This window comes from Gimesia chilikensis, from assembly GCF_008329715.1.
Lineage (GTDB): Bacteria > Planctomycetota > Planctomycetia > Planctomycetales > Planctomycetaceae > Gimesia > Gimesia chilikensis.
In genome coordinates this window covers 163,453-188,808 of the sequence record NZ_VTSR01000009.1, presented here as the reverse complement: position 1 = coordinate 188,808, position 25,356 = coordinate 163,453, and the positions used below count along the sequence as shown (strand labels likewise).

At 51.2% G+C, this 25,356-nt stretch carries 19 protein-coding genes; 7 read left to right on the top strand and 12 right to left on the bottom strand.

From position 1 onward, the window contains the following. Positions 1-76: 76 nt before the first annotated feature. From FYZ48_RS14030 to FYZ48_RS14010, 5 genes are all read left to right on the top strand, one after another. Positions 77-2,878 (top strand): hypothetical protein, encoded by a 2,802-nt coding sequence (locus tag FYZ48_RS14030; protein ID WP_149341365.1) that lies wholly within the window; start codon positions 77-79, stop codon positions 2,876-2,878. 81 nt (positions 2,879-2,959) lie between these two features. Then, positions 2,960-6,253 (top strand): c-type cytochrome domain-containing protein, encoded by a 3,294-nt coding sequence (locus FYZ48_RS14025; RefSeq protein WP_149341363.1) that lies wholly within the window; start codon positions 2,960-2,962, stop codon positions 6,251-6,253. Between the two features lie 190 nt (positions 6,254-6,443). After that, positions 6,444-7,724, top strand: coding sequence for a glucuronate isomerase (locus tag FYZ48_RS14020; RefSeq protein WP_149341361.1), 1,281 nt, complete (start codon positions 6,444-6,446; stop codon positions 7,722-7,724). A 113-nt stretch (positions 7,725-7,837) separates the two neighbouring features. Then, complete coding sequence (locus FYZ48_RS14015) at positions 7,838-9,520, top strand: SpoIIE family protein phosphatase (RefSeq protein WP_145181235.1); 1,683 nt, start codon at positions 7,838-7,840, stop codon at positions 9,518-9,520. A 37-nt stretch (positions 9,521-9,557) separates the two neighbouring features. Beyond that, on the top strand, positions 9,558-11,255 hold the full coding sequence (locus tag FYZ48_RS14010) for a SpoIIE family protein phosphatase (RefSeq protein WP_149341359.1): 1,698 nt from the start codon (positions 9,558-9,560) through the stop codon (positions 11,253-11,255). 61 nt (positions 11,256-11,316) lie between these two features. Here the strand turns inward: FYZ48_RS14010 and FYZ48_RS14005 are convergent, their stop codons facing one another. The 4 genes from FYZ48_RS14005 to FYZ48_RS13990 form a co-directional block, all read right to left on the bottom strand. Further along, positions 11,317-11,631: a hypothetical protein gene (locus FYZ48_RS14005; protein WP_145037393.1), complete on the bottom strand. Its 315-nt coding sequence runs from the start codon at positions 11,629-11,631 to the stop codon at positions 11,317-11,319. Between the two features lie 352 nt (positions 11,632-11,983). Further along, positions 11,984-13,795, bottom strand: a complete 1,812-nt coding sequence (locus FYZ48_RS14000; RefSeq protein ID WP_187782023.1) for a DUF3352 domain-containing protein — start codon at positions 13,793-13,795, stop codon at positions 11,984-11,986. A 40-nt stretch (positions 13,796-13,835) separates the two neighbouring features. After that, complete coding sequence (locus FYZ48_RS13995) at positions 13,836-14,522, bottom strand: hypothetical protein (protein WP_149341354.1); 687 nt, start codon at positions 14,520-14,522, stop codon at positions 13,836-13,838. Further along, positions 14,509-15,066, bottom strand: coding sequence for an RNA polymerase sigma factor (locus FYZ48_RS13990; RefSeq protein WP_149341352.1), 558 nt, complete (start codon positions 15,064-15,066; stop codon positions 14,509-14,511). Before FYZ48_RS13990 ends, FYZ48_RS13995 begins: the two co-directional genes overlap by 14 nt. Positions 15,067-15,516: 450 nt before the next feature. On the opposite strand from FYZ48_RS13990, the gene FYZ48_RS13985 reads away from it, so the two are divergent. Together FYZ48_RS13985 and FYZ48_RS13980 are read left to right on the top strand one after the other, a co-directional pair. After that, the gene (locus FYZ48_RS13985) at positions 15,517-16,464 is read left to right on the top strand and encodes a DUF1559 domain-containing protein (RefSeq protein ID WP_149341350.1); all 948 of its coding nucleotides are present in this window, start codon (positions 15,517-15,519) and stop codon (positions 16,462-16,464) included. Between the two features lie 77 nt (positions 16,465-16,541). Next, complete coding sequence (locus FYZ48_RS13980) at positions 16,542-16,967, top strand: hypothetical protein (protein ID WP_145037403.1); 426 nt, start codon at positions 16,542-16,544, stop codon at positions 16,965-16,967. A gap of 130 nt (positions 16,968-17,097) precedes the next feature. On the opposite strand, the gene FYZ48_RS13975 is transcribed toward FYZ48_RS13980, so the two are convergent. The 8 genes from FYZ48_RS13975 to FYZ48_RS13940 all read right to left on the bottom strand — a co-directional run bounded on the left by FYZ48_RS13975 (position 17,098) and on the right by FYZ48_RS13940 (position 25,252). Next, complete coding sequence (locus FYZ48_RS13975; protein WP_145037406.1) at positions 17,098-17,307, bottom strand: hypothetical protein; 210 nt, start codon at positions 17,305-17,307, stop codon at positions 17,098-17,100. Positions 17,308-17,535: 228 nt separating this feature from the next. Further along, complete coding sequence (locus FYZ48_RS13970; RefSeq protein ID WP_149341348.1) at positions 17,536-18,357, bottom strand: FHA domain-containing protein; 822 nt, start codon at positions 18,355-18,357, stop codon at positions 17,536-17,538. Between the two features lie 436 nt (positions 18,358-18,793). Continuing rightward, a complete protein-coding gene (locus FYZ48_RS13965) occupies positions 18,794-19,543 on the bottom strand; it encodes a lipoate--protein ligase family protein (RefSeq protein WP_187782022.1) in 750 nt (249 codons plus the stop codon). 78 nt (positions 19,544-19,621) lie between these two features. Next, complete coding sequence (gene gcvPB / locus FYZ48_RS13960; RefSeq protein ID WP_149341344.1) at positions 19,622-21,091, bottom strand: aminomethyl-transferring glycine dehydrogenase subunit GcvPB; 1,470 nt, start codon at positions 21,089-21,091, stop codon at positions 19,622-19,624. Positions 21,092-21,156: 65 nt separating this feature from the next. After that, positions 21,157-22,512: an aminomethyl-transferring glycine dehydrogenase subunit GcvPA gene (gcvPA, locus tag FYZ48_RS13955; RefSeq protein ID WP_149341342.1), complete on the bottom strand. Its 1,356-nt coding sequence runs from the start codon at positions 22,510-22,512 to the stop codon at positions 21,157-21,159. Positions 22,513-22,701: 189 nt separating this feature from the next. Then, entirely contained in the window at positions 22,702-23,088 is a 387-nt protein-coding gene (gene gcvH / locus FYZ48_RS13950; RefSeq protein ID WP_145037415.1) for a glycine cleavage system protein GcvH, read from the bottom strand. Positions 23,089-23,377: 289 nt separating this feature from the next. Beyond that, the gene (gene rpiB / locus FYZ48_RS13945; RefSeq protein WP_145181247.1) at positions 23,378-23,842 is read right to left on the bottom strand and encodes a ribose 5-phosphate isomerase B; all 465 of its coding nucleotides are present in this window, start codon (positions 23,840-23,842) and stop codon (positions 23,378-23,380) included. A 303-nt stretch (positions 23,843-24,145) separates the two neighbouring features. Further along, the gene (locus tag FYZ48_RS13940; protein WP_149341340.1) at positions 24,146-25,252 is read right to left on the bottom strand and encodes an arsenate reductase/protein-tyrosine-phosphatase family protein; all 1,107 of its coding nucleotides are present in this window, start codon (positions 25,250-25,252) and stop codon (positions 24,146-24,148) included. Positions 25,253-25,356 lie beyond the last annotated feature (104 nt).

Genomic DNA, 25,356 nt, shown 5'->3' with positions numbered 1-25,356 from the left:
GACTCCACTCCCGCTGGTTTGGGCACCCTCCTGATATCCTCCCGAAACTTCCATCCAGAAAATTGGTAGCAGTATCATGACGCATACGCGATTTTTTGACGGACGTCGTTTAGTTGCGAAGCTTGTTTGTTTTCTTGCTGCAGGGATTGGAACGTTTTCCTTAATCAATCCGCCCGCCGCAGAGGCACAGTTACCTCAGACAACCATCTATGCACTGTTCCCCTCGGGAGGGCAGAAAGGCCAGACCGTTGAAGTACGGGTGACCGATGGTAAGGACCTGGACGAACTGGACGGTCTCTGGTTCAGTCATCCCGGTATCAAAGCCGTTACTAAAACTCAGGACAGTAACGGGAAGAAGGTTCCCGTGGCCAATACCTTTCTGGTAACGATCGGAAACGATGTACCTGCAGGCGTCTATGATGTGCGGGCACATGGACTCTTCGGCATCAGTAACCCGCGATCATTTGTCGTAGGGGATCTTCCGGAAAAAGCAGAAGCCGAACCCAATAATACACCGGCACAACCAACGGCGATGGCCATGGATTCGGTCATCAACGCGACTCTGCAAAGTGCAACCGATGTCGATTACTTTTCTTTTCCCGGTAAAAAGGGAGAGAAGGTTTCCGTCAACTGTCGCGCAGCACGCATTGATTCTCCCATGGTGGCGCTTGTGGAAGTCTATGGGCCCGATCAGCGGCGTCTGGTCAGCGAACGTGATACATTCCGTCACGATCCCTATATCAACCTGACTCTGACTCAGGATGGAACTTATCTGGTGAAAGTGCACGACCTGACTTACTCAGGTGGAGCCCAGTATATATATCGTCTGGGAGTTCATAAAAAACCGCACATCGAATTCATTATGCCTCCTTCAGGTACGCCGGGAGCCACAGAGCAGTTCACTTTGTATGGTTATAACCTGCCAGGCGGAAAACTCTCAGACTGGAGTATTGATGATAAACCACTTCAGGAAGTGCAGGTATCCGTCGCGCTGCCCGCGAAAGCCACTACTCTCGAAATGGGAGAACAGGGCTTTCCACATGAAGTCAGTGCCGATGGATTCTCGTATGTCTGGAATTCACCCGCCGGTAGTTCTAACCCCATGACAATCTATTTTGCTGATGGCAAAATTATTCGGGATGAACAGACCAAAGAGGAAACTCTCACTCTGCCCGGTGAATTTGTCGGTCAGTTCGAAGCTAAGAATGACACAGACGCCTTCCGGTTTCAGGGAAAAGCAAAGCAGAAATATTCGATTGAAGTCTTCGGTCAGCGAAACGGAATCGTCATGGATCCGGTGATTGTCGTTGACCAGGTAATCAAAGATAAAGACGGCAAAGAGACATTCAAGCGGATTGCAAACGTCGGAGCCACCAGCGTCTTTCCTGATCTGGGAGACAAGCTGTTCGACACTCGCACAGACGATCCTTACTATCTGTTTACTGCACCTGCAGACGGGGAGTACCGCGTCACTTTGCGGGATCTGCAGTTCGAGACCCGCGGCCATCCCCGGATGGTGTATCGGGCAGTCATTCGCGAACCCAAGCCGGACTTCCGTCTGGCGGCGTTACCCCTGTATCCCCAGGCAGTCAATACTGGTGGTTCTCCTGCCGGGATCACCTTACGCAAAGGAGATTCATTCAAGATCGACATCATGGCGCTCAAGCAGGATGGGTTCAACGAGACGATCGAGCTTTCAGTGAAAGGACTGCCTGCTGGAGTCTCCTGCAAGGCAGCTACGATTGGTCCAGGAGATAATACTGCGGAAATGATTCTTACTGCAGACGAATCTGCCAAGCCGTGGTCAGGACCGATTGAAATCGTGGGGACTGCAACTGCCGCTGATTCCAAAAAGCTGGAACGTGTTGCTCGAGCTGCTACAGTTCTGCGTCCCGTGGCCAACAATATTCGTGCGGAAGCTCGCATTGCCCGTTCACTGGTACTGTCCGTGATTGATGAAGTCGCCCCCTATCAGGTGGTTGCCGATGTTGCTGAAGTCAAAGCAAATCAGGGACGTCAGATCCTGGTACCCGTCAAAGTTCTGAAGCGGACTGGTTTTGATGAAGCTGTCGCCCTGGCATGGAATGGGGTTCCCAAGAACAGCAATATCACTACGCAAAACAAGACGATTGCTAAAGGCAAGCAGGACGAACTCTTCCAGGTATTCGTCAAAGAAAATGCGAAACCCGGGGTTTATACAACCTACCTGCAATCGACAGTCGACGTTTCTTATCGGCGGAATCCCGCTCAGGTTGATGAAGCCAAAAAAGAGCAGGCCGAAGCAGACAAGAAACTGAAAGACGCGCAAGCCGCTCTGGCTGCTGCGAAGAAAAAACGGGAAGAAATCGCCAAGGCCTCTGACAAAACAGCAGAACAGAAAAAGACAGAGCAGGCCAAGGCCGATGAAGAAATCAAAACCGCGGATGCACAGGTGAAAGCCGCTGATGCTGCGAAGAAAGCCGCTGATAAGAAGGTGGCGGATGCCGAAAAGGCTGCCGCACCTAAGAAAATTAAAGTCTACGCACCTTCGACACCGCTTGTCATTCGAGTACAGCCTGCACCCGTGACACTCAGTCTGAATGTGCCGGGTGGGGGAGCTCTTAAGAAAGGAGCTTCCATCGATGTCAAAGCAACGATCAAGCGTATCAACGATTTTAAGGGACCAGTCGAACTGACCCTGCCTCTTCCACCGGGAGTAGCCGGGGTCACCGCAGAGACTGTGCAGATACCAGCCGATAAAACGGAAGTTATCATTCCAATTAAGGCTGCTGCAGATGCCACTGAAGGCGATCTGGCGAATATGGTTGTGCGTGCTAAAGCTGACTTCTCAGGAGAAGCACTGGTTGACGCGCCCATTAAGCTGAAAGTGACCAAGTAAGAAATCCAAACTTATAGAGATTCCAATACAGACAGTTGTTTGTTTACAGCTGTTGAAACAGTGATATCAGAGGGGCATGTTATGCGGAACCGGTTTGCCAGTTTAGGTATGATGTTGGCTGCAGTCTTTGTTGCCACCAGTGTGGCAGTGGCGGAAGAAAAGCCGATTAAACCAGAAAAAGTCGATTTAGGCCGTCCTGTCAGCTTTGAAAAGGATGTCTTTCCCATTCTGGATGCAAACTGCATCGCTTGTCATAACGTTGCCAAAAAAGAGGGCTCTCTCGTTCTGGAGAACGTTGAAGACCTGATTAAAGGGGGCGACAGTGGTGCTTCCGTCGTTCCCGGTAAGCCGGACGACAGCTACCTCTATCAGGTTGCTTCCCGCACCGAAGAGAGCTTCATGCCACCGCTGCCGAACAAGGTTGGCGCCAAGGCACTGACTCCTAAAGAAGTCTGGATTCTGCGTCAGTGGATTCTGGAAGGAGCAAAATCCAGCGGCAAGTCGGCTGATGCCGGTGTTGCCTGGCAGTCACTGCCTCCGGGATTGAACTCGATTTACAGTACCGCACTCTCACCCTGGGCCCGTTATGCAGCCGTAGGTCGGGCAAACCGAATTGCCGTTTACGATCTGGCTGCTGGTAGTGAAGTCGCCGTCCTGAATGATCCGGCACTATTGAAACTGCAGAAAGACGGTAAACCCTTCTATCCGCAGGGAGCCGCTCATCGTGACTTTGTTCATTCACTGGCATTTAACAACGATGGCAGCCTGCTCGCCTCAGGTGGGTATCGCGTTGTCAAACTCTGGAAAAAATCACTGGGGAATGTGGTCAAGAAAGTGGATCTGTCTGCTGCTGTGACCGGGATTGCTCTCAATGCGGACCGCAGCGTTCTGGCGGTTGCTACCGCTGACAATACAGTTTCACTCTGGGAACTGCCTGAAGGAACGAAGCTGGTCGATCTCAAAGGGCACACAGGAGCCGTTCAGGGACTGGCTTTCACTCCCGATCGTTCTAAAGTTGTGACCTCTTCGGCTGATCAGAGCCTGCGGGTCTGGAATGCAGCCGATGGAAAACAGATTTCTACCATGAAAACACCTGCGGTGATCAGCGCCCTGACTGTCAGTAAAGACGGTTCACAGGTGATTGCCGGTAGTGCCAATAACAGCATTTACGTCTGGCCTATGACGATTCCTGCTCCCAAAGAAGGGGAGAAGGCACCGGAAACACCGGCTCCCCTGTTTGAACTCAAAGGGCATGCAAAACCTGTCTCGTCTGTGAAACTGGTCCTGCCCGCTGGTACACAACTTGTCTCTGGTAGTGAAGACGGTACGGTGCGTGTCTGGGATCTGGCTGGTAAGAAGCAGATTCGTTCAATCAGCCATGGTGCTCCTGTGACTGATGTTGATGTCAGTCCAGATGGGAAAAACCTTGTTTCTGTCTCAGTCAACGGTACCGGTAAAATCTGGCAGTTGAGCGATGGCAAAATGCTGAAAGAGTTCCGTGGAGACTTGAGTAAGGAACGTCAACTGGTACTGGCAACCGAAACACAGACCGTTACGAAACAGCAAGTGGCCCTGGCAGATGCCGCCGTCAAGGCAGCAGACAAGAACGTTAAGGACCGTGAAGCTGAGTTGAAAAAACGGAATGAAGAACTGGATGCTGCGAAAAAAGCACTTCCGGAAGCCAAAAAGAAATCCGATGAAGCTGCCATGAAATTGAAAGCGGCTCAGGATGAACTGGCCAAGCTGATTGCTGATCATAAGAAGAAAGGCGAAGACGCTGTCAAGGCTGCCGCTGCACAGAAGGCAGCTGCGGATAAAGCAGTTGCTGATGCAGAAGCCAAACTGAAAACGACTAATGAGCAGAATCAGCAGGCGATTGCCGCTGTTCAGAAGGAAGTCGATACTGCGAAGAAAGCCCTGGATGCCGCTAATGCGATTAAACCCGATCCAGCGGATAAAGAAGGCGAGCAGAAAAAGAAGGACGCCGTCGCAAAAGCTCAGGCAGACTTCGATGCGGTTCAGAAAAAGCTGACAGCTGCTCAGCAGAAGAAGGCCAACGATGAGAAGACCGTGACACAGGCAATCCAGACAGCCAAACAGGCTGTGCCCAAAGCGGATGCCGCGGTTGCTGCTGCGAAGAAACTGGCTGAGTCCAAGCTGGATACCAAGGCAGCCGATAAAAAAGTTGCTGATGCAGATGCTGCAGCCAAGAAAGAGGCTGAAGCGGTTACTGCAGCAGAAAAGAAGATTACCTCTGCAGAACGCTCGGTCAAAGTGGCTGAAAGTACTCTGACCAAAATTAAAGGTCAGCTGACAGAACGGACTAATGAAAAGACCGCTCTGGATGAAACAGCCAAGAAAGTCGACGCTGCCCTCGAAGAAGCGAAAAAACAGGCTGCTGTGCTGACGCCAATCAAGTCTGTCGCATTCTCTGAAGATGGGAAGCAGGTCGTCACTGGCGATGACAGCCAGCAGGTTCGACTGTGGAGTGTCGAGTCGGGTAAAGAGCTGGATACTCTCTCTGGTCACACGGGAGCGATTTCTGCTGTTGCTTACACAACACGGACCACTGTCGCTTCCGGGAGTGCCGATAAGAGCATTTTGATCCAGAGCATTCAACCTGTCTGGTCTCTGATTGCTCAGCTGGGAGCCGATCCCAAAGATCCCAGCAAAGTAGGCGCTTCCCCCATTTCCAATCGCGCACTCTGTCTGGATTTCAGCCCGGATGGCAAACTGCTGGCCGTCGGTGGGGGAGATCCGTCACGAAGTGGTGAGGTCATCCTGTTTGATGTTGCCTCCGGCAATGTAGTGAAAAAACTGGGAGATGCTCATAGTGATACCGTTTTGGGAATTCGCTTCTCCCGTTCTGGAAAGCAGTTGCTTACTGGGGCTGCTGACAAATTTGTCAAAATCTTTGATGTTGCATCCGGGAAATTCGTGAAATCATTCGAAGGTCATACCCACCATGTGCTGGACGTGGCCTGGAAAGCGGATGAATCCACAATCGTGAGTGCGGGTGCAGATAACGTGATCAAAGTCTGGAATATCGAGACCGGCGAACAGAAGCGTACGATTTCAGGTTATTCCAAGCAGGTCACCTCAATCGCATTTATGGGACTGGGTGACAACATCATCAGCGGTGGCGGAGACAAGACCGTGCGGATGCACCTGACGACTAACGGCTCTAATTTCCGCAACCTGAGCGGATCTACTGATTACGTTTACAGCGTCGCATCCAGCCGGGATGAAACGGTTGCGATTGCCGGTGGTGAAGATGGCGTACTACGGGTCTGGGATGCTAAAACGGGTAAACTGCTCCACAGCTTTAATCCGCCTCCCGTTCCTCAGGAACAGCAGGCCAGTGCCGGCAAATAATACTCAGCCTGACTGAATTTACTGCTTTTTCCAGGCGGTTCCGCGATTCTCATCGTGGGACCGCCTTTTTTATGCAATTTGGTTGATGGGATGGGGCGGAAATCACCGCCTGATTGCACTGTCTCAGCGGACTGAGTATATTCGCAAGCTGGTTAGAATTATCTTTAGAAACAGCAGGAACTATTACATCATGCCTGATCAACTGAGCAAGCGTATTTTCGCCGAATTAGAGAGTCTCGTTCTGATCGACCCTCATACCCATATTAATCCCCATGCAGCCGCCTCAACTACGTTGGCCGATATCATGGGATATCATTATTACACTGAACTGGCTCATTCAGCTGGACTTCCCAAGGAGCAGATTGAAGAGCCCGGACTGGATCCGAAAGAAAAAGTCGGTCGACTGGTCAAGCAACTGGGGGATCTGGACAATACCATTCAGCTCAGCTGGTTAATGGACATCTGCAGTGAATTCTTCGGTTTTGAGGAAGAAGCAATCACTGAAGCCAACTGGGAAAAACTATACGACACTGCTGCTGAGAAGATGGCACAGCCGGACTGGGAACAGCAGGTTCTCAAGCAAAGTGGTCTTGAGCAGGTCTTCCTGACGAACGATTTCGACGATCCGTTAGAGGGCTTCGATACGAATCTGTATATCCCCTGTCTGCGGACAGATGATCTGGTGTTCCACTTAGGCAAAAGCGAAACACGCGAACGCCTGGCAAAAGCCACAAACCTGGATATCGGTTGCGCCCACACACTCCGCGATGCAATCGCCAAACTGTTTGAACATTTCACATCTCGGGGCGCCCGTGCCTGTGCGATCTCACTGCCTCCCGATTTCTCTCCGACAGCAGTCATGCCCGAAGAAGCGGATGCCGTCGTTCGCTTGCTGTATGCAGGTAATGAACTGAGCTGTGATGAATCGAAGCTGGTCAGCCAGTATGTGTTCTGGACGCTTGCTGAATATTGTGCCGTCCACAGCCTGCCTTTCGATCTGATGATCGGCGTCAATCGCCGGGTTTATGAAGCCGGCGTTTACCAGGGACAGGATCTGTACGACAAGCGGACTTCACTGATTCAGTACAAAGAACTGTTCAATGCATTCCCCAATGTGACATTCCCGGTATCGGTACTGACCAGTACCAGCAACCAGGAACTGGTCAGCTACAGCTGGATTTTCCCGAACGTAGTCATCAACGGACACTGGTGGTATTCAAACACACCGGCGTTCATTACGTTTGACTGTAAGAGCCGACTGGAAGCCGTTCCCAAAACCAAGCAGATCGGCTATTACAGCGATATGTACAAGCTGGAATTCGCACTTCCCAAATTCCGCATGTATCGCCGCGTTCTCGCGAATGTACTGGCCAGTGATTTTGTGATCGGCCGCGGCTGGTCAGAAGAGCGGGCCATCGAACTCGGAAAACTGGTTCTGAGAGGTAACGTCGAGACCATTTTTGGTCGTTAATCGGCCAGTAGGGAATCAGACGGTGATTGCATCGAGGGCTGGATCATTTTAAAATAGGGATCATATCCCTTTTTTATCATATCATTTATCGTTTCATCACAAGGGCTTCATTTATGGCGACTCTAGTCATGCTACAGGCGGGCCAGGCGGTCTCTTATTCCCTTTCGGGTGATGAGATGGTGATTGGCAGGCATCCTGACTGCCAGATCCAGCTTGATTCCAATATGGTTTCCCGTCGACATGCTCAGGTTGTCGGTGATGGCGATCAGTTTTTCGTTGAAGACCTGGGCAGTGGAAACGGGACTTTCGTTAACGGTAAAAAGATTGACGGAAGGACCCTGCTGGCACACGAAGATCGTCTGAAAGTCGGTCCGATTCTATTCCGCTTCGAATCAGATAACAAAGCGGGCGCAAAAAAGTCCTCGGCCATGATGCAGGTCGACAGCGGCTTTGATATCGGTTTTGCTACTGATGAAGACGGGGGTGCCGGCGCCACCATTATGGGGGCGGTATCCGGAGTCGGCGGATTCGGGGGGCTCGATGTGCGTCCCGAGGCCAAGCTGAAGGCGGTCATTGAGATCAGTCGCAGTCTGGCAGGAACCGTCGATCTGGAAAAACTGCTGCCGCAGATCCTGACCACTCTGTTTCATATCTTCCCCGCTGCCGATCGTGGCTGTATCCTGCTCAAGGATGAAGAATCAGGAGAGATGGTTCCCCGTGCGTTCAAGCATCGTCGCGAGGGCGAAGATGCAACCGTCAAGCTGAGTCGGACGATTGTCAATAAAGTGCTCGAGGAGAAAACAGGCATCCTGTCGGCCGATGCTGCCAGTGATTCCCAGTTTGACGCCAGTGAGTCTATTTCGAATCTGTCGATCCGCTCCATGATGTGTGTACCGATGCTGGGACTGTCGGAAGAGCCGATCGGGATTATCAACATTGATACACAGAACCCGCTGCAGCAGTTTCAGGAAGAAGACCTGGACCTGCTGATGTCCGTTGCAGGCCAGGCGGCTCTTTCTTATGAAGGTGCCCGGCTGATGAACTCCTATCTGGAGAAACAGAAGCAGGACAACGAGATGAACATCGCTCGCGGGGTACAGCAGGGGTTGTTGCCCAGTTCGGTACCGGAAGTAGACGGGTATGAGTTCTTCGCGTCCTATCATTCCGCACAGGCCGTGGGTGGTGACTATTATGACATCTTCGAGCTGCCGGATGGAAAGATCGGTCTCTCCTTCGGAGATGTCGCCGGTAAAGGGGTTCCCGGGGCAATGATCATGGCTCGCATGTCGAGCTGCGTGCAGCACACAATGCGGTTTCTGCATGAAGTCGGACCCGCGGTGGAAGCCATTAACGACCACATGTGCGACAGTGCCGTCGAGGGACGTTTTGTGACCTACGTGCTGGCAATTCTGGATCCCCAGACGCATCACATTTCGCTGGTCAACGCAGGGCATATGTCACCTATGATTTTGAAGCCGGATGGTTCGATTGATGAGTTTCCGGAAGACAGTATCGGCGTCCCGATTGGTGTGATGGAAGGCTTTCCGTTTGAAGTGGTCGAACGGGATCTGGCACCAGGCGAGATTGTGGTCCTGTTTACTGACGGCGTAGATGAAGCGATGAATCCGGAAGGGGAGTTATACACCCTGGACCGGATGCGGGAGTTCATCAAGGCCAATCGTGAAAAGAATGCTGCTGAACTGGGGCAGGCACTGCTGGCTGATGTCCGCCGACATGCGAATGGTCGCCCCCAGAATGACGATATTACTATCATGACTTTCGGGCGTGTTTCCTGAAAGTGAAATTTCCAGTCACCCAGTCTATGGCCTCATCATGTCCGCCAGTCTGTTTTTGCAAAATAACGGCAGTTCGTCCAGGCTGGAGATAACGGGCGAGCAGATGACGCTTGGTCGTCATCCGGATTGTGATATCTGTCTCAAGTCAAATACGGTTTCGCGCTATCATGCGAGAATTTCCGTGCTTGATGAGGAACGCTTCGAACTGGAAGATCTGGGGAGTGGTAACGGCACATTTGTGAACAATCAGCCCGTCAATGATCCGGTGCTGCTACATTCCGGAGATCAGATTTCAATAGGTCCCTTTCTGCTGGAATTCTCCAGTGATGCCGAGTACGAAGCCGAGCAGCATGAGGGGCTCTTGACTGCATACGGTTTGATTCCTTCATTGAAAAATGTCTCCGTGAAGCCCCCGGCAGTCGATAAGAGTACGATTCTGCGGTCCAGCGGTTCGAATGACGATTTTGATCAATACCAGGTCAAACCGGAAATCAAGTTGAAAGCGATCCTGGAAATCAGTCGCACCATCGCAACAGCTTCTGACCTGGATATGATGGCCGAACGGGTTCTTGAAGGGTTGTTTCATATTTTTCCGGCAGCGGATCGGGGCTGTATTCTACTGCATGACAGAAACAATCAACGGTTTCTGCCAAAAGCGGTTCGTCATCGCAGAGATGACGATCAGGAAGCGCTGCAGCTCAGCCGCACAGTGCTCAAAACGGTCATCGATAATAAAACCGGGGTGCTTTCCGCCGATGCGGCGAATGATGAACGCTTTGAAAAAAGTGAATCTGTTTCAACACTCACGATTCGCTCGATCCTGTGTGCCCCAATGCTGGGATTAGACGGGGGTGTGATTGGAATTATCAACCTCGATACTCAGCTGGCGGGTCAGATGTTTTCCAATGACGATCTGGAACTCCTGATGGTCATTGCCAGCCAGACGGCTCTCTCTTACGAGAGTGCCCGGTTGATGATCTCGCATGTAGAAAAGCAGCGTTACGATAACGAAATGGAAATTGCGGCCCGTGTCCAGAAAGGACTGCTGCCAGCCAAGATTCCCGAAGTTCCCGGCTATGAATTCTTCGTGTCATACGAAGCAGCACGGGCTGTCGGCGGTGACTACTACGACCTGATCCAGACCGAGGATGATCTCGTCTGGTTTGCATTGGGGGATGTGGCCGGTAAGGGGGTCCCGGCTTCGCTGGTAATGTCCCGCGTCTGCAGTGCGGTACGCAGCACTGTGGAGTTTGTGCCAGATGTTGCCGATGCAGTGCATCGTGTCAATCATCATATTGATGAGGCGGCCCATGATGGTCGCTTTATCACGTTTATCCTGGGGCAAATCAGGCTCAGCCGGGATCTGGTGACCTTCGTCAACGCAGGACATCTGGAGCCACTGTTGCTGCAGGCTGATGGGACTCTTCGCGAATTATCAGCCGATCAGCCAAGTATTCCACTGGGTGTGATGGATGACTACGAATACGAGGCTTTGACCCATGTGCTGCAACCGGGAGAACAATTGATTCTGTATACCGACGGTGTCACGGAAGCGATGAATGAGGATCGAGAACTCTTCGGAATCGAACGTCTCAAGTCTGCGATACTGGAGTCGGCAGCGAGTCCCGCTGAGCGAGGCCCCCAGATTCTACAGGCCGTGAAACAGTTTGTCGGTCAGCACGAACAGTATGACGATCTCACGTTGGTAATCATCGGTAAGTCTGCCGCGCAATAAAAAAGGTGGGAAGCGAATCAATCGCATCCCACCTGCAGGTTTGACCTTATTTGATTTGTGATCAGAGCGAAATATCTGTTGGCTCAGCAACCTTGCGATAGCCCATGCTGTGGAGGACTTCCAGTACTTCACTCCAGGTGGGGAACTGCCGACCGCTGCGTCGTTTGTAATCATCCATGGCTTTCATGAAATCGATTTCCTGTTCGCTGTAGTCGCGTTCGCAGGTGGTTGGATCGATCTGGCGGCGACGCTCGATTTTCCGCTGATCCACAACGCCATGCTTCTCATGAATGGTACCTTTGCTGCCGGAAGCTCTACGATTAACACGACGACGGTCAACAACCAGTTCAGAGGGGGGATCAAGTTGATTTACCATATTCAATTTCAGCTTTCTTTGAGGGAGTTCAATTACCTGAGGCTTTCACATATACACCAGTGTTGAGAACCAAGTCCGATACAAAAGGACTCCCAGTCATTCTCACACAATCCGTTCATATGCTTTGGGGAAGAATTTCTCCACGATTCCGAAATAGTTCTGGCCCGAGTCGGAAAGTGGAGCTAACTTACTCAATTATTCCCACCAAAATCCGGATTGGGAGATTTGTTTAAAATAATTAACACCGATAAGCATGATCGACCGTGCCGATTGAGTAGTCATCCCGATTATGAGGATTATCGGGCGGCTCCTGTCGTGCTTTGTTCAGAATTGTGTACAGAGTTGAGATTGCTCACCGTGTCGGTGAGAGTGATCCCAGACCGATGACGATCCGGACCTGTGTTTTCTGCAGTCCTGCCGCCAGAAAGACTCCATCAAATGACTCCAGCAGGCTTTTGAGCCCTGCCAGCTTGCTTTTTCCCTTGGCTAGATCACTGTCCTGCTGTCTTGAGAGCTGTTCTGCCAGAAAATCGGAATTCTGTTCGATGAAAGTGCGAATCGAAGAAATGTTCAGGAAGCAAAGCTGTTTCTCTTCCTGGAAAAAAGTCTCCTTCCAGGATTGAAACAGGGGCAGCGCTGCAAGACTGTCCTCGGACTTCAAGGTGAAAAACTCACGGACGAGATCCGGGGAACTGGCCAGGACCAGTTGTTGATCACTGATGCCGTAAGCGGGCTGGTAAGGTCCCAGGTGGTCGATCCAGCGTAGATGATATAAATTATGATCTTCCACATTGAGGATCGCTGGTTCATCCTTGTGCTTCGCATCCGTATTGTGCTGAACAAGCACGCTGTTCATCAGGAAGTGGGCTACATTTTCGAGAGCCAGATGATAACTGGATTTTTCTGATGAGGATGATGCATTCTCAGGAGGAGAGAGTTGCATGGCGATCAGACCGTCGAATGAGATCGCATCGAAGGACAGTTGCTGGCGGGGAACCGAATAAAACAGGACGTTAGGTCCCAGGGCACTGGCAATGTCAGTGATCGGATCCAGCCCACCCAGCAGGCCAACACTGGCCGCATGAATTTTTTTCCACTTTTCCGGGTGTTTCTGGGCATAGAAATCGACAAACTTTTGCGTCAACAACTGTAGATTCAGCTGGCCAGCCATCACCGCCAGGGCCTTCTGTGGAATCAGCGTGTAGGGATCCGGAGTGCTGGCTGAAGTCTGCAGAATATTGAGCAGCGGCAGATCGATCACTTCGGAATTGAATAGAATCACGGTCTCCAGTGCGAGAGTATTTTTTAGATGCAGACCTGCGATCAGTGCACCGGTTTTCTGCCACCAGTTGACAATTCCCTGTTCGACTTCATTACGCGGAGGTTTGATAAATTCATCCCAGGCCCGTGGGTTCAGGAAGGCGGAACCTGTGACATCATCGGCGAGCACTGCACGCGCTCGCTGGTACATCTTGAGATTGTAGAGGCAGTTCTGCTCCTTAAGAGGTTTCCCTTCCTGCAAAGCGGCAAAGAGTGCGACGCTGGAGTGGAGCAGGTTCTCATTTTCAGAGAGAATCAGAGTTTGTTCCAGAAACGTATAATGGATCCCAGGAGAAGCCTTCTCGGCATCCGCCGTCTGTTGGCTGGCAGTAAAGCAGGCAATATCAAGATGAGTTGATTCCGTCACTTTAATGCCTGTCTTTTGAAACCAGTCTGCAAACAGAGCACGGGTTGCAGCAGGATCCTTAATATCGGTTAGTAGCAGTATGGAGGGATTCTGATCCGGGCCATTATTAAATACTGCCAGGCCAACCGATTCTCCGAACAGATCCCGGAGCAGGGGAAGTAACGGGCGTTGAGTCAATGTTTCCAGCTGAGTGAGGCCCTGTTTCAGGTTTTTCACATCCTGGCTGCGAAGCCAGTGCTGGAAGACATCTGTCTCACGAAAGCGAGATGCGAGCTGGGAATGCAGGAACTGCTTTATATGTTGATCCAGCTGTGTGGCTTCGAGATACAGCCCTGCTTTCTGATCGACGAGTTGACTGAGCGGCCGGGAGGCGAAGGCTGTACGGGCGGAAAGACAACAGAGTAGACTCAGGATGAGGGCTGGCACGAACCGAAGTGTGGTCAAGCGTCTGCAATTGACTGATGGATTTGGTTTCATGAACTGTATTCCTGATGAGACTCTGCGCGAGTTAAAAGTATCAGATTTTCGTTGATGACTCAGGGACCGAATGAATAATAAAGTTCCAGGCGTGATTGAACTGATCTTTAATGGGTTGCATTTCTGAATTGATATCATCAACCCAGTTCGGTTCAGAAGGAAGTGTATCTACAGACTGAGAGGCCGACCGTGAAACCGGGACCAGGGTGACAGCCTCCGACATCGCTCCGGCTGTACTTTGGGCAAGTCCCCACGAAGCAGCGCCTGCATTTTTCAGCAGCTGATTCAGATCGTGCGGAGCGGTGGGCTGTTTAGCTGCAGGCTTGGGAGTCGGAGGGCTGGTAGCTACCAGGAGGCCGGATTCCTTCTCTGATCGATTGGTGAAAAACGGAATCACAATCGCCAATAGCAAACCGGCGGCTGCTAGACTGGTCCAGATCCAGGGAGTAGAAAGACGATGAGGGCGGGCGACTCTATCTGTAGTCACAGAAGGCAGGTCGCTATTATCCGATGTGTCAGTCAACTGGGCCAGCACCGCATCAACCAGATCAATCTCAGGCATGGTCTGTTCCCATGCGGGGAGTGCCTGTTCCAGGATGAGAAAATCTTCCCAGAGCCGCTGATGTTCCGGGGAAAGTGCGGACTGTTTTTCCAGCTGGGAACGTTGATCGAAGCACTGTGATTCGATCATGGATTCCAGTTTCGATTGATATTCAACGAGATTCATGTCTGACCTCTGGTACAATTCCACGTTGTCTTAAGGTAGATGCCAGTTCCTGACGGGATCGATGCAGCCAGGTTTTAATCGTCCCTTCCGGACGTTCCAGCACTGCTCCAATCTCCTGACAACTCAAATTTTCCTGGTGAAACAGAATAAAGCAGGTGCGGTGATCTTCCCGCAACTGACTGATGGCGTTTTGAAGTTCTTCACCCAGATCCTGCAGCTCTTCAGACGACTGACTGACGGCCAGTTCCGATGCAAATTCAGCAGGGACAGGTCGACGGGACCGTTGGCTGAGGAACGTCCGACAACGATTGGCAGCGATCGTGAGTAACCAGGGCTTTAAAGTCCTGGCAGGGTCCCACTGATGCAGACTGCGAAAGGCGCGGACGAAGACTTCCTGAGCCACGTCCTCCGCGTCCTGGCGATGCCCCAGCATCCGATAGCACAAGCCAAAGATGGAACTCTGAAACCGTGCTACGAACGCGCGCATCTCCGCCGTATTACCTTCCAGGCAACTTTGGACCAGTGCCGCATCTTCTTCGTTCACGGAAAAATCCCGTTTCAGCTTGCACAACAACAGAATTCGGAATCAGAACTTCATTCGATTTCACTAACTATACCAGTTTTCTACTGCGGGAGTTTCAGGGGAGGCTAAAAATTCGGTCGGGTTTTCTTCAGGGGGCCAGGCTAATGAAATAGGAATTGCAGCTTACTAACAGAAGTAGGGGTCATATGAATACATGTGGTGTGTGCCTGATTCTTTAGACGCTACTATTCTAGACTTATCGATCTTGTTGGCTTGAGTTTGTTCAGATAGTCGAATGTGCGGGCTTTTGCGAGGCCTAAGTCCCTATCTGAAAAACCTTTAAATCTGAAAGTTGACAACCTTCGATAAGCACCCGAAACTTATTATATTTCATTTAATAATATGTTCTAAATTAACTGTTTATTATTAAATGTGTTGTTTTTATTAACCTGTATTTTAAGGATGTTCAAAATGAGGCACTTGAGAACCTTCCCCGGAAAGCGTGGATTTACGTTGATTGAGTTACTGGTGGTCATCGCGATTATTGCCATTCTGATTGCACTGTTGTTACCAGCCGTGCAGCAGGCTCGTGAGGCAGCCCGACGGAGTACATGTAAGAACAATGTGAAGCAGATCAGCCTGGCACTGCACAACTATGAAAGCGCTCATTCGGTATTTCCCTACGCACATCGCGGTGGAAACGGTTGGTACCCCCAGGCCTGTCATCAGCGAGATACCTGGTTTCATCGTCTTCTCCCTTACGTAGATCAGGCCCCGATGTATAATCAGTACGAAGGGGACTGTGCGAATCTGTCAGCCAGTGTCAGTAATCATGTGCATAACATTTCGAGCAGTCAGACTTTTGTAAGAACTGCTTTGCCGGCCTTCATGTGCCCTTCGGATATTGGACCTGCGTTTGCAGAAAATACAGGCGTTCGTTGGGGCGGGAATTATATGGCCTGTATCGGAGGGTCAAGCAATCTTTCGACTGGATCAGATAATGGGATGTTTGGTTACGAGACCAAAACGAAGATCCGTGATGTGACCGATGGTACCTCGAATACGATGATGCTCAGTGAAGGTGTGCAGCGTGTTGCAGTCCCCAGCGGTTTTTCCTGGGGATGCCCGGGCTGCTACTGGATTGGTGGGGCGCATGGCGAAGTAACTTTCACTGCATATGAGACACCCAATACCAAGGTGCCCGATCAGAATTATCTTTGTAAGTCAACCACGGATGTGAATGCACCATGTGTAACGAATCAGTCGAACCGACGGAACTATGCACGCAGTCAACACGTGGGGGGAGTGCACGTCGGAATGGCTGACGGAGCAGTTCGCTTTGTCTCAAATAATATTGATCTGGGGACTTTCCGAGCGCTGGCTACCCGTTCTGGCGATGAAGTCATTGGAGAATTTTAAGCGTTTCAAGTCAAAATGAAATCTGCCCGTCCCGACACAGATTGTGCGGCGCGGGCAGAACTTACAGGAATGAGTCAATGAAAACAGTTGCGTATTATCTGATGTTGGCCTGCACTGCAGGTGTGCTTGCTGGATGTGGTGGTGGTGAGTCAGGACCGACTAATTATCCGGTCTCTGGTAAAGTAACCGTGGATGGAGAACCTCTGGCAGAAGGGGATATTATTTTCCGCGATGCAGAGGGGAAAGCGACCAGTGGTGCTGGCAAGATTGAAGAGGGGACGTTCTCATTTGAAACAGTTGCGGGCAAAAAAGCTGTTGTGATTACCGCGACACGCGAGATTCCCGGAAAGACCGTCGCTGGTGGCGCTCCCGGGGAGCCGGCAGTACCTGCCGTGGAGCAGTATCTGCCTGCGGAGTATAATGAGAAGACCACACTGGAAGCTGAAGTCAGCGAGTCCGGGCCAAACGAATTTACTTTCGAATTGAAGACTAAAGCAGAGTAACCTCTCCTGTCATAATAGAGGCCAGTGTCACCACTGTCTAAGCTTTAGTTGAACGTAAAAAAAGCCGCACCTGCCTGGTGTGGCTTTTTTATTGATACTTGCTCAGCGCGAATCTGATTCGGGAGATCAGTTATTTCTGAATGCATTCCCGAGCGAGGATGCGAGCCTGCTTGAAAGCATGTTTGATGGTATAGGCGCGCGCCTCGACCTGCTCTTCGGTATAATATTTACCGTGATCACTGGCAGGGAGTCCTGCAAGTGACAGGGTCAACGGCAGTAGATCGAGAAATTCACGATAACGACGCTGGATATCATTGCTGGCACTGGCTGAGTCATTCACTGAAAGTATCTCCCTTTAGATTTCGACCTGTTTCGCATAGTCTTATAAACCTGCTTGATGATTATGATTTTCCCAAACAGGAATCATAAAAGCAATGGGCAGCTTGCAGAATGGCGTATTCTCAAGCGGAAACTAAGGCCACTATACCTATAAAAAAATAGAGATGAGAACTGGAACTCAGTATCTCATCTCTGTTCTGTATGCATTCTGGCTGAAACTCAGAGCATTCTACTCTTTGTTTTTCAGTCCGGTTTCCTCAGGTTTGGGCAGAGTCACTGGAGGGAGATCAGGAACTCCTGACCGCCCTTGTTCTCCCTGTTGGTCCTGGGGCTGTTGAGGCGGTTGCTGGGGGTAACCCTGAGGTGGCATCTGGTATTGTTGCGGGTACGCCGGCATGGGTTGTTGAGGATACCCCTGCTGCGGGTAATACTGAGGTGGCATCGGATACGGATAAGGCATCTGCTGGGGGGGATAGCCGTAAGGTTGCTGTGGGTAACCCTGTTGCTGAGCGGCCTGGTCATAGGCCTGTTGTGCCTGTTGCTGTTGCTCTGCAGTCAGAATCTGGGTGTCCCCTTCATAGACCCCGGGAGCATCCGGTGCATCGTCCGCAGGTGCTGGTTCACTTTCTGCAGACTCAGCTTTCGCCTCTTCGGTTTCCTCTTTGTGGACGGGAATATCAAAGACCGTATCGGAGCCGGTGAGGATATCACTTCCCGGAGCTGCTCCCGCTGGAGCTTCTTTTGCTTCCGGACTGTGTGAGATTACAATTTCAAAGTCCAGCTTGCCTACCTGGATTTTGTCTCCATGCGACAGTTGAACTTCACCTTTGATGCGTTTTCCGTTGACCAGTGTTCCGTTGGTGCTGCCGAAATCTCGCAAGCGTACGCTGTATTCATCGACCGTAAAGACGCAATGGTGACGACTGACCATATCACTGTTAGGTCGTAAATGGCAATCTTCTTCACGCCCAATGAGGAATTTTTTACCCTTAATGGGAATCTGTTTGCCATCATGGCGACCGCCAATGACTTTCAGAGAAAGCTGTAACATAAATCATTCACTCCGTGGGTGCCCGCAGAACGTGTTAATGTTCTGGATTGTGGAATGGCGATAACACGCACCATTCTAACTCAGGTGACTTGTTTTCATTTTGACAGAAGAAAGGAGACAGGAATCGAAAATGAACAAGAAACAGAAATGAGTGAAAAACTTCTCGTCAATAAATGGAAGGAGCAAATAACAATGCCCTTTTGGCCCGCATTGTGTGGTTTGTCTCACTTCATCGTAAGCAAAGATCCACTACTTCTTTCCGTAACACACAATTTTTAAACTGCTGAAAGAAAATAAAATAAGAGCTTTATATATGTAACGCTATCAGGGATTTGACGGTATGTCAACAAGTATCAATCCTGCATCCAACACGTAAATAATTTATTAATAACGTATCGATTTTGCTTGATTTTAGTAACTGCTGAATTCTCAACTGCTAAACCTGTTTTTTGCGGCTGGTCCAGCTGTCTTGTGAATATTTTTCTTTTTCCAGCGTACGGGCTCGCTGGGTTTCTTCGTCAGTCAGGTTTCCAGACTGGAGAGGTAATTTTAATGCTGTCGAAATTGCCTGTGAGAAGTCTGTGGTGAGCGCGTTGAGCAATTCTTCACTATAGCGACCGGGTTGCTCAACCAGATTCAACAGACCGGGAAATTCGGGAGCGTACTCTGAAGTCAACAGGAGCAGGCTGCCATGCTGAACGATGGCTCCGCGCCGGCGTCGTTGTGCACTCCCCAGTATTTTCTGACCCTGGTAGACCAGATCCCTTTCATCTCCACGTCCAAAACAGAGAAAGGGTTCTGAGGCGGAACGGAAGGAAACTCCCCGGAATTCTACATTCAGACCGTGTGCCGCCAGTACTTCGATCAGAGGCTGGTGAATGGCGACATATAGCTCTGGTGGCGACTTCGCAAGAGGGTGATTGGCGGGTACTGTAAATGAGTAAGTCAGTTCGTGATGATGCAAAATCGCACCACCACCAGAGAGTCGGCGGACGCGGGGGAGTCCTTCCCAGGGCCCCTGTTGGGCTTCGCTGTCGTTCTGCTGAAAGTAACCCAGGGAGATCGTTGCCTGATCCCAGCGGTACCAGCGGAGCGAACAGACCTGGTCTGACACGGCTGATTCCAGCAGGGATTCATCCACAGCCATATTCCAGCTTCCCGGCTGGGGAGCTGGTTCATTGAGCATTCGACAGTGATCTGGAAGATGAGAAGCTGTCATGCCGGGAAGCAGTTCATTCAGGAATATAGGAAGTGAGTCGTTTTGTTATTCTGAATCGCAGCATTGGAGAATTGGATTACGCGCCGCAACCACTTCGTCTGGTCGACTGACGTCTGTAGAGTGCGGAGCCTGATGCAGGAACTCGGGATCTTCCTGGAGGATTTTAACAATCGTCTCAGCGAAGGCATCCAGAGTTTCTTTGGATTCCGTTTCGGTCGGCTCAACCATGATGGCTTCCGGCACTACCAGCGGGAAGTAGACCGTCGGGGCATGGAATCCAAAATCGAGCAGCCGCTTGGCGATGTCCATGGCTGTGATGCCGTTGGCTGCCTTGCTCTTCGATGCGGAGGCCACGAACTCGTGCATACACAGATCCCCATTGGGAACAGGCAGCACGTCTTTGAGCAGGGCCTTGAGGTAGTTCGCATTCAAGACCGCATTTTCAGAAACCGCTTTTAACCCCGCTGCACCCAGTGTGCGCAGATAGCAGTAGCCCCGTACCAGAATGCCGATGTTTCCGCAGAAGGAGCGAACACGGCCGATTGATTTGGGTGGTGTAACAAGCTGGTATGCTTCCCCTTCCTCAGCGGAAGCATCATGGCTGATGACGGGGCCGGGCAGGAAGTCAGCCAGGAAATCACGAACGGCGATCGGGCCGGAACCCGGTCCACCTGCTCCGTGAGGACCAGTGAAGGTTTTATGCACATTGAAATGCATCATGTCTCCGCCGAAGTCACCCGGACGGGTATAGCCCAGGATCGCGTTCATGTTGGCACCATCAATGTAGACCAGGCCACCTACGTCGTGAACCATCTGAGCGATCTGTTTAATGTCTTTCTCGAACAGTCCCAGTGTGTTGGGGTTGGTGACCATGAAAACGGCGGTCTGATCATCCAGATGTGATTTCAGATCTTCCAGGTCGACCAGTCCTTCTTTACTGCTTGCCAGCTGGACGCAGTCAAAGCCTGCGATTGCGGCACTGGCCGGGTTGGTGCCGTGCGCACTGTTGGGGAACAGAACCTTGGTTCGTTTTTCCCCTTTGTCCTCAAAGTAGGCTTTTGCTGTCAGCAGGGCAGTGAATTCTCCCTGGGCACCAGCGGCTGGTTGCAGGGAAACCGCTGGCAGTCCTGAGATTTCTGCCAGCATTTCCTGCATTTCATAAAGCAGACCGAGCATGCCCTGCAGGTCAGCCTGATTCTGGTAGGGATGCAGGTCGACGATGCCGGGCAGACTGGAAAGCCGTTCGTGGCGCTTGGGGTTGTATTTCATCGTACAACTGCCCAGCGGATAAAAGTGAGTGTCCACACACATGTTTAAGGTGGAGAGATTGACAAAGTGCCGAATCACATCAGATTCGGTGACTTCAGGCAACCCAGTGGGTTCGGTGGCCAGTGCCTGCGCGGGGATCAACTCCTCAAGCGGTTTGACTGGAACATCAGCAGCAGGAAACTGTGCACCGCGACGTCCGGGCTGAGAGAGAGCAAATAAAGATTGAGTGGCCAGTTTGTTTCGCATGGTAGTAGTTATCGCTTCGAAATATTTGACGATTGAAACGGTGAACGCGGAGTCGAGCGTCGCGTTTATGCCTTGAGTGCAGTCACCAGGCGATCGATTTCTTCCCTGGTGCGCTGTTCTGTGATCGCTACCAGTACGGCTGTCTGATAGCTTTCTGGATTATTTTCAAAGGTAAAGCGGGAAAGCTCCGGTCCCAGATCGAAGCCTGCCTGACGCGCTTTTCGCAGCAGATAGTCAGCTCCTTCGGAACAACTGACGGCAAACTCTTTGAAGTAAGGACGCTCTGGGAAGAGCAGTTCAATGCCTTCAACGCTCGTGAGTTGGTCTGCTGCGTAGTGAGCTTTCTGGCAGGAAAGTTCAGCGACTTCCCGGATGCCCTGTTTACCCAGCAGGGAAAGATAGACGGCAGCCCGGATTGCAATCAGCCCCTGGTTACTGCAGATGTTACTGGTTGCTTTGTCGCGACGAATATGCTGCTCGCGTGCCTGGAGATTCAAAACATAGCAGCGTTTACCGTTACGGTCGACAGTCTGGCCGATCAGGCGACCAGGCATGCGGCGGACGAATTTCTCACTGCAGGAGAACAGGCCCAGGTAGGGGCCACCAAATTGAAGAGGGGTGCCCAGCGACTGACCTTCGGCAATCGCGATATCGGCTCCATAGTCGCCAGGACGACTCAGGATTCCAAGGCTGATTGGATCGTAGGAAACTACAGAGAGTGCCCCATAACGATGTGCAATTTCGGTCAGCTCAGCAGCTTCTTCCAGAGTACCGAAGAAGTTGGGATGTTGAATGACCAGGCAAGCGGTCTGATCATCCATGGCTGCGTCGACATCGGCAGGATCGACAGAACCGTCTTTGCAGGGAACGATCACCACTTCGCAGTTGAGGTGTCTCAGATAGGTTTCCACGACCTGTCGATATTCCGGGTGCAATGATCCGAGCAGGACAACCCGATTGTGTCGATTCGTGACCCGCATTGCCATGAAGGCGGCTTCACTGACACAGGTTCCCCCCTCATACAGGCTCGCATTGGAAACATCCATGCCAGTGAGCTGGCAGATGAGAGACTGGAATTCGAAGAAGGTCTGCAGGCTTCCCTGACTGGCTTCCGCCTGATAAGGAGTGTAAGCGGTGTAAAATTCACCCCGACGGGCAATTTCATCGACGGCTGCCGGCACAAAATGGTCATAGGCTCCACCGCCCAGCATGCAGACGCGATCCCCGGGGCCGACATTCTGACTGGCCAGATTAGAGAAATGCTTCTGCAGTTCCATTTCTGTCAGAGCAGGGGGGAGATCCAGGGGGCGATCCAGTCGCAGGTCTGAGGGGATGGTCGAGAACAGGGCTTCCAGTGAGTCGACGCCGATGGTCTGCAGCATCTGTTGCTGCTGTTCTGGTGTGTTGAAGAGATAAGACACGGTTCACTCAATCATAAATGTAGAGGGTGATGATGGCTGAAGCTTCAGCCCGAGGGTTTATAGTAGCGCTGGATATATTGGTAATCTGTTTTTTCCAATTTGCCACGAAATCATGATCCGACAGGCAGGCTGTCTATTTCAGCCTGCCGCAGTGGCAATGCAGGAAGTTCGCCGGTGGCGGAGCAACTCTCAGTGCGCTTCGGATTCGCAGAATTTTTTGTATTCGTCTGCGTCCATGAATTGTTCGAGCTCAGCCGGGTTGGACATTTTGATTTTAGTAATCCAACCGGTGCCAAATGGATCGTCAGAAAGCGGAGCCTGATCATCAACCAGTGATTCGTTGACTTCTGCAATTTCTCCACTGACGGGCGAGTAGAGGTCACTGACTGCTTTAACGCTCTCGACTTCGCCGAAAACTTTTCCCGCTTCGCAGGTTGAGCCGACTGCTGGCAGGTCAATATAGACCAGGTCGGTTAACTGATTGACGGCGAAATCCGTGATTCCTACTGTTGCCAGTTCGCCTTCAACGCCGACCCATTCGTGAGTTTTAGTAAATTTTAAATTGGCCTGATCCATGATCGTAAAACCCTCTGTGTAAGTTCTTTTCCCCAGAGATTGAACAGCGGAAATCTGGAAAAAAGAGGTCAAAAAATCCCTGATATCTCTCTGTTGACGATACAGAGATTTGATCCATTTGAAAAGGATTCAGTGAGGGAAATTCTATGACTACTGAGGACTATCTTGCAGAGGCCGCGGAAGAGTTTCACAGGTGAAACCTGCCGCAGGATGGTGATATTCCGAAGGTTGGATGGACACAGGCGATGGGCGCAAACAGAACCTGTGAAAGCCCCGTCCGTTGCACTGCTTAGGCTTCTTCGTGAGGGTGCATGGTCTCTTCTTCGACCTTATGGAGTTTTTCCAGTCGACGTGCGTGCCGTCCCCCCTCAAATTCTTCCTTGAGCCAGATTTCTACCATGCGATTCACGAGCCGGTCTCCCAGCAGGTCGGCTGAAAGGCATAGAACATTGGAATCATTATGCAGGCGGCTCATTTGGGCTGTGATGTCGTCGTGGCATGGTGTTGCCCGGACTCCGGGGAATTTGTTGGCTACGATGCACATACCCATGCCGGTACCACAGATCAGAATTCCCCGATCTATGGACTTGTCGCCGATGGCTTTTGCCACTTTCACTGCATAGTCAGGGTAGTCGACGCACTCGCCATCTTCCGGGCCGTAATCGTAAGCGACATGCCCCAACTGGTTAAGGAGTGTGAGGATCTTGGCTTTAGTGGAGAATCCCCGGTGATCGCTGGCAACTGCAATTTTCATCGAAACTCTTTGATATTTGGATGATCTAAAAAAGAGAGCCCTCTGCACAGGCTCCATGCAGCCCAATCGGATTATGGCAGGCTGCTGAGCTCAGAACGCCTGGCTAACAGACTCGCTGGCCAGACCGAAACTCTATTCACCGTGCGTGAAATGAGCTCGCGGGTGCAGAGTTAACAGTATCTTCATAAAGGTAAGGTTAATGATTACTAATCTATTATAGCAAGCGAGTACTTGCTGATGTTAGGTATATTTTATCGTAAAAACGAGAACTCAGGCGGGGGGGGAATCCGGTTCGCTCAATTTTCACTCAGGGAGATGGAGTTGAGTGACAATCGTCTTTAAACAGTTCTCTATTTCTTGTTTACAGTCTACGTAGCACTGATAGCCTCCACCGATCGGGTCTGAGATATCTTTCCCATTGGGTGAGAGCAATCTGACGGTTTCTGCCAGATCGGGGCGTTCCGCGAGAATCGCGGATCGATGTCCTTGTGTCATCGTATAAAGATGATCGGACTGGTCAAGTAGGCGTTCGGTCAGTGGTTGACTTTCATGAGCCTGAATATCAATGCCCTGTTCAGCCAGAATCGAGACGCCTTCGGGGCTGGGAGGGGCTCCCATTGCAGCTGCGAGTCCTGCTGAGGCCACAATATAGCCACGGTCCGACAGTTCATCTTCCTGACAGCCCAGTTTATCGGAGAGCAGTTTTCGGAACAGGCCTTCAGCCATCGGGCTGCGGCAGGTGTTTCCTGTGCAGACAAACAGGTAGATTTCACTGGAAAGTCGCTTCAGTGTTGTATCTGTGACGACGCCTGGTTGGAGAATGCTCCATTGATTGTCCTTGATGGAGACCAGGGTAGACTGATCTCCGAAGCGGGATGGGCCATCATCAATAACCAAAGCGATCTGGTCTCCGAACGCCTCCGTCACGGCGTCTGCTGTCTGAAAACGAGCGTCTTCATTCAGTAGAACCAGTGGTGAAGGAGAGAGCCGCATGGTCTGAAAAATAATCTCATGTGCCGGGGCACGCAGTCGGATACGCTCTGCAGGGCAGATCTGCTGCTGTACTTCACCAGGCAACTCAGAGAACAGCGTGTCAGGACCGGGGCGATCGAGTTCCAGTACGATCGGACCGGGCCAGCAGCGTTTTGAGAGTTTGCGAGCAATCGGAGGCATTTCCGGGAGATAATCCTGTGCTTCATCAAAATCTTTGACACAGAGCACCAGCGGATCTTCATTCCCGGCAAGATGTTTGAGTTTTTGCATGCCATCCGGACTCAAAGCCTGTCCTGCAATCACGTAAGCAGTTGCCGTTGGAAATGCAACTAATTCGCCTTTAGCCAGGTACTGGACTGCCAGATGGATCACATCACGGATATCGTCAGTCTGTTTTAAATTGATCCGTTCGGTCATTGAACAATTTAAGCCTTAGATTTTCTGCAGAAATTGTTTTGCGGCGCAATTCAACGGTCAAAAAAAGTAAGATTTTCGATCCCGCGACGAATCACGATTCAGGT

Excerpts from the sequence above, each read along its gene's own strand:
- FYZ48_RS14030 (WP_149341365.1), top strand. The coding sequence starts at position 77 with ATGACGCATACGCGATTTTTTGACGGACGTCGTTTAGTTGCGAAGCTT.
- FYZ48_RS14025 (WP_149341363.1), top strand. The coding sequence starts at position 2,960 with ATGCGGAACCGGTTTGCCAGTTTAGGTATGATGTTGGCTGCAGTCTTT.
- FYZ48_RS14020 (WP_149341361.1), top strand. The coding sequence starts at position 6,444 with ATGCCTGATCAACTGAGCAAGCGTATTTTCGCCGAATTAGAGAGTCTC.
- FYZ48_RS14015 (WP_145181235.1), top strand. The coding sequence starts at position 7,838 with ATGGCGACTCTAGTCATGCTACAGGCGGGCCAGGCGGTCTCTTATTCC.
- FYZ48_RS14010 (WP_149341359.1), top strand. The coding sequence starts at position 9,558 with ATGTCCGCCAGTCTGTTTTTGCAAAATAACGGCAGTTCGTCCAGGCTG.
- FYZ48_RS14005 (WP_145037393.1), bottom strand. The coding sequence starts at position 11,631 with ATGGTAAATCAACTTGATCCCCCCTCTGAACTGGTTGTTGACCGTCGT.
- FYZ48_RS14000 (WP_187782023.1), bottom strand. The coding sequence starts at position 13,795 with ATGAAACCAAATCCATCAGTCAATTGCAGACGCTTGACCACACTTCGG.
- FYZ48_RS13995 (WP_149341354.1), bottom strand. The coding sequence starts at position 14,522 with ATGAATCTCGTTGAATATCAATCGAAACTGGAATCCATGATCGAATCA.
- FYZ48_RS13985 (WP_149341350.1), top strand. The coding sequence starts at position 15,517 with ATGAGGCACTTGAGAACCTTCCCCGGAAAGCGTGGATTTACGTTGATT.
- FYZ48_RS13980 (WP_145037403.1), top strand. The coding sequence starts at position 16,542 with ATGAAAACAGTTGCGTATTATCTGATGTTGGCCTGCACTGCAGGTGTG.
- FYZ48_RS13970 (WP_149341348.1), bottom strand. The coding sequence starts at position 18,357 with ATGTTACAGCTTTCTCTGAAAGTCATTGGCGGTCGCCATGATGGCAAA.
- FYZ48_RS13965 (WP_187782022.1), bottom strand. The coding sequence starts at position 19,543 with ATGCTCAATGAACCAGCTCCCCAGCCGGGAAGCTGGAATATGGCTGTG.
- gcvPB (WP_149341344.1), bottom strand. The coding sequence starts at position 21,091 with ATGCGAAACAAACTGGCCACTCAATCTTTATTTGCTCTCTCTCAGCCC.
- gcvH (WP_145037415.1), bottom strand. The coding sequence starts at position 23,088 with ATGGATCAGGCCAATTTAAAATTTACTAAAACTCACGAATGGGTCGGC.
- rpiB (WP_145181247.1), bottom strand. The coding sequence starts at position 23,842 with ATGAAAATTGCAGTTGCCAGCGATCACCGGGGATTCTCCACTAAAGCC.
- FYZ48_RS13940 (WP_149341340.1), bottom strand. The coding sequence starts at position 25,252 with ATGACCGAACGGATCAATTTAAAACAGACTGACGATATCCGTGATGTG.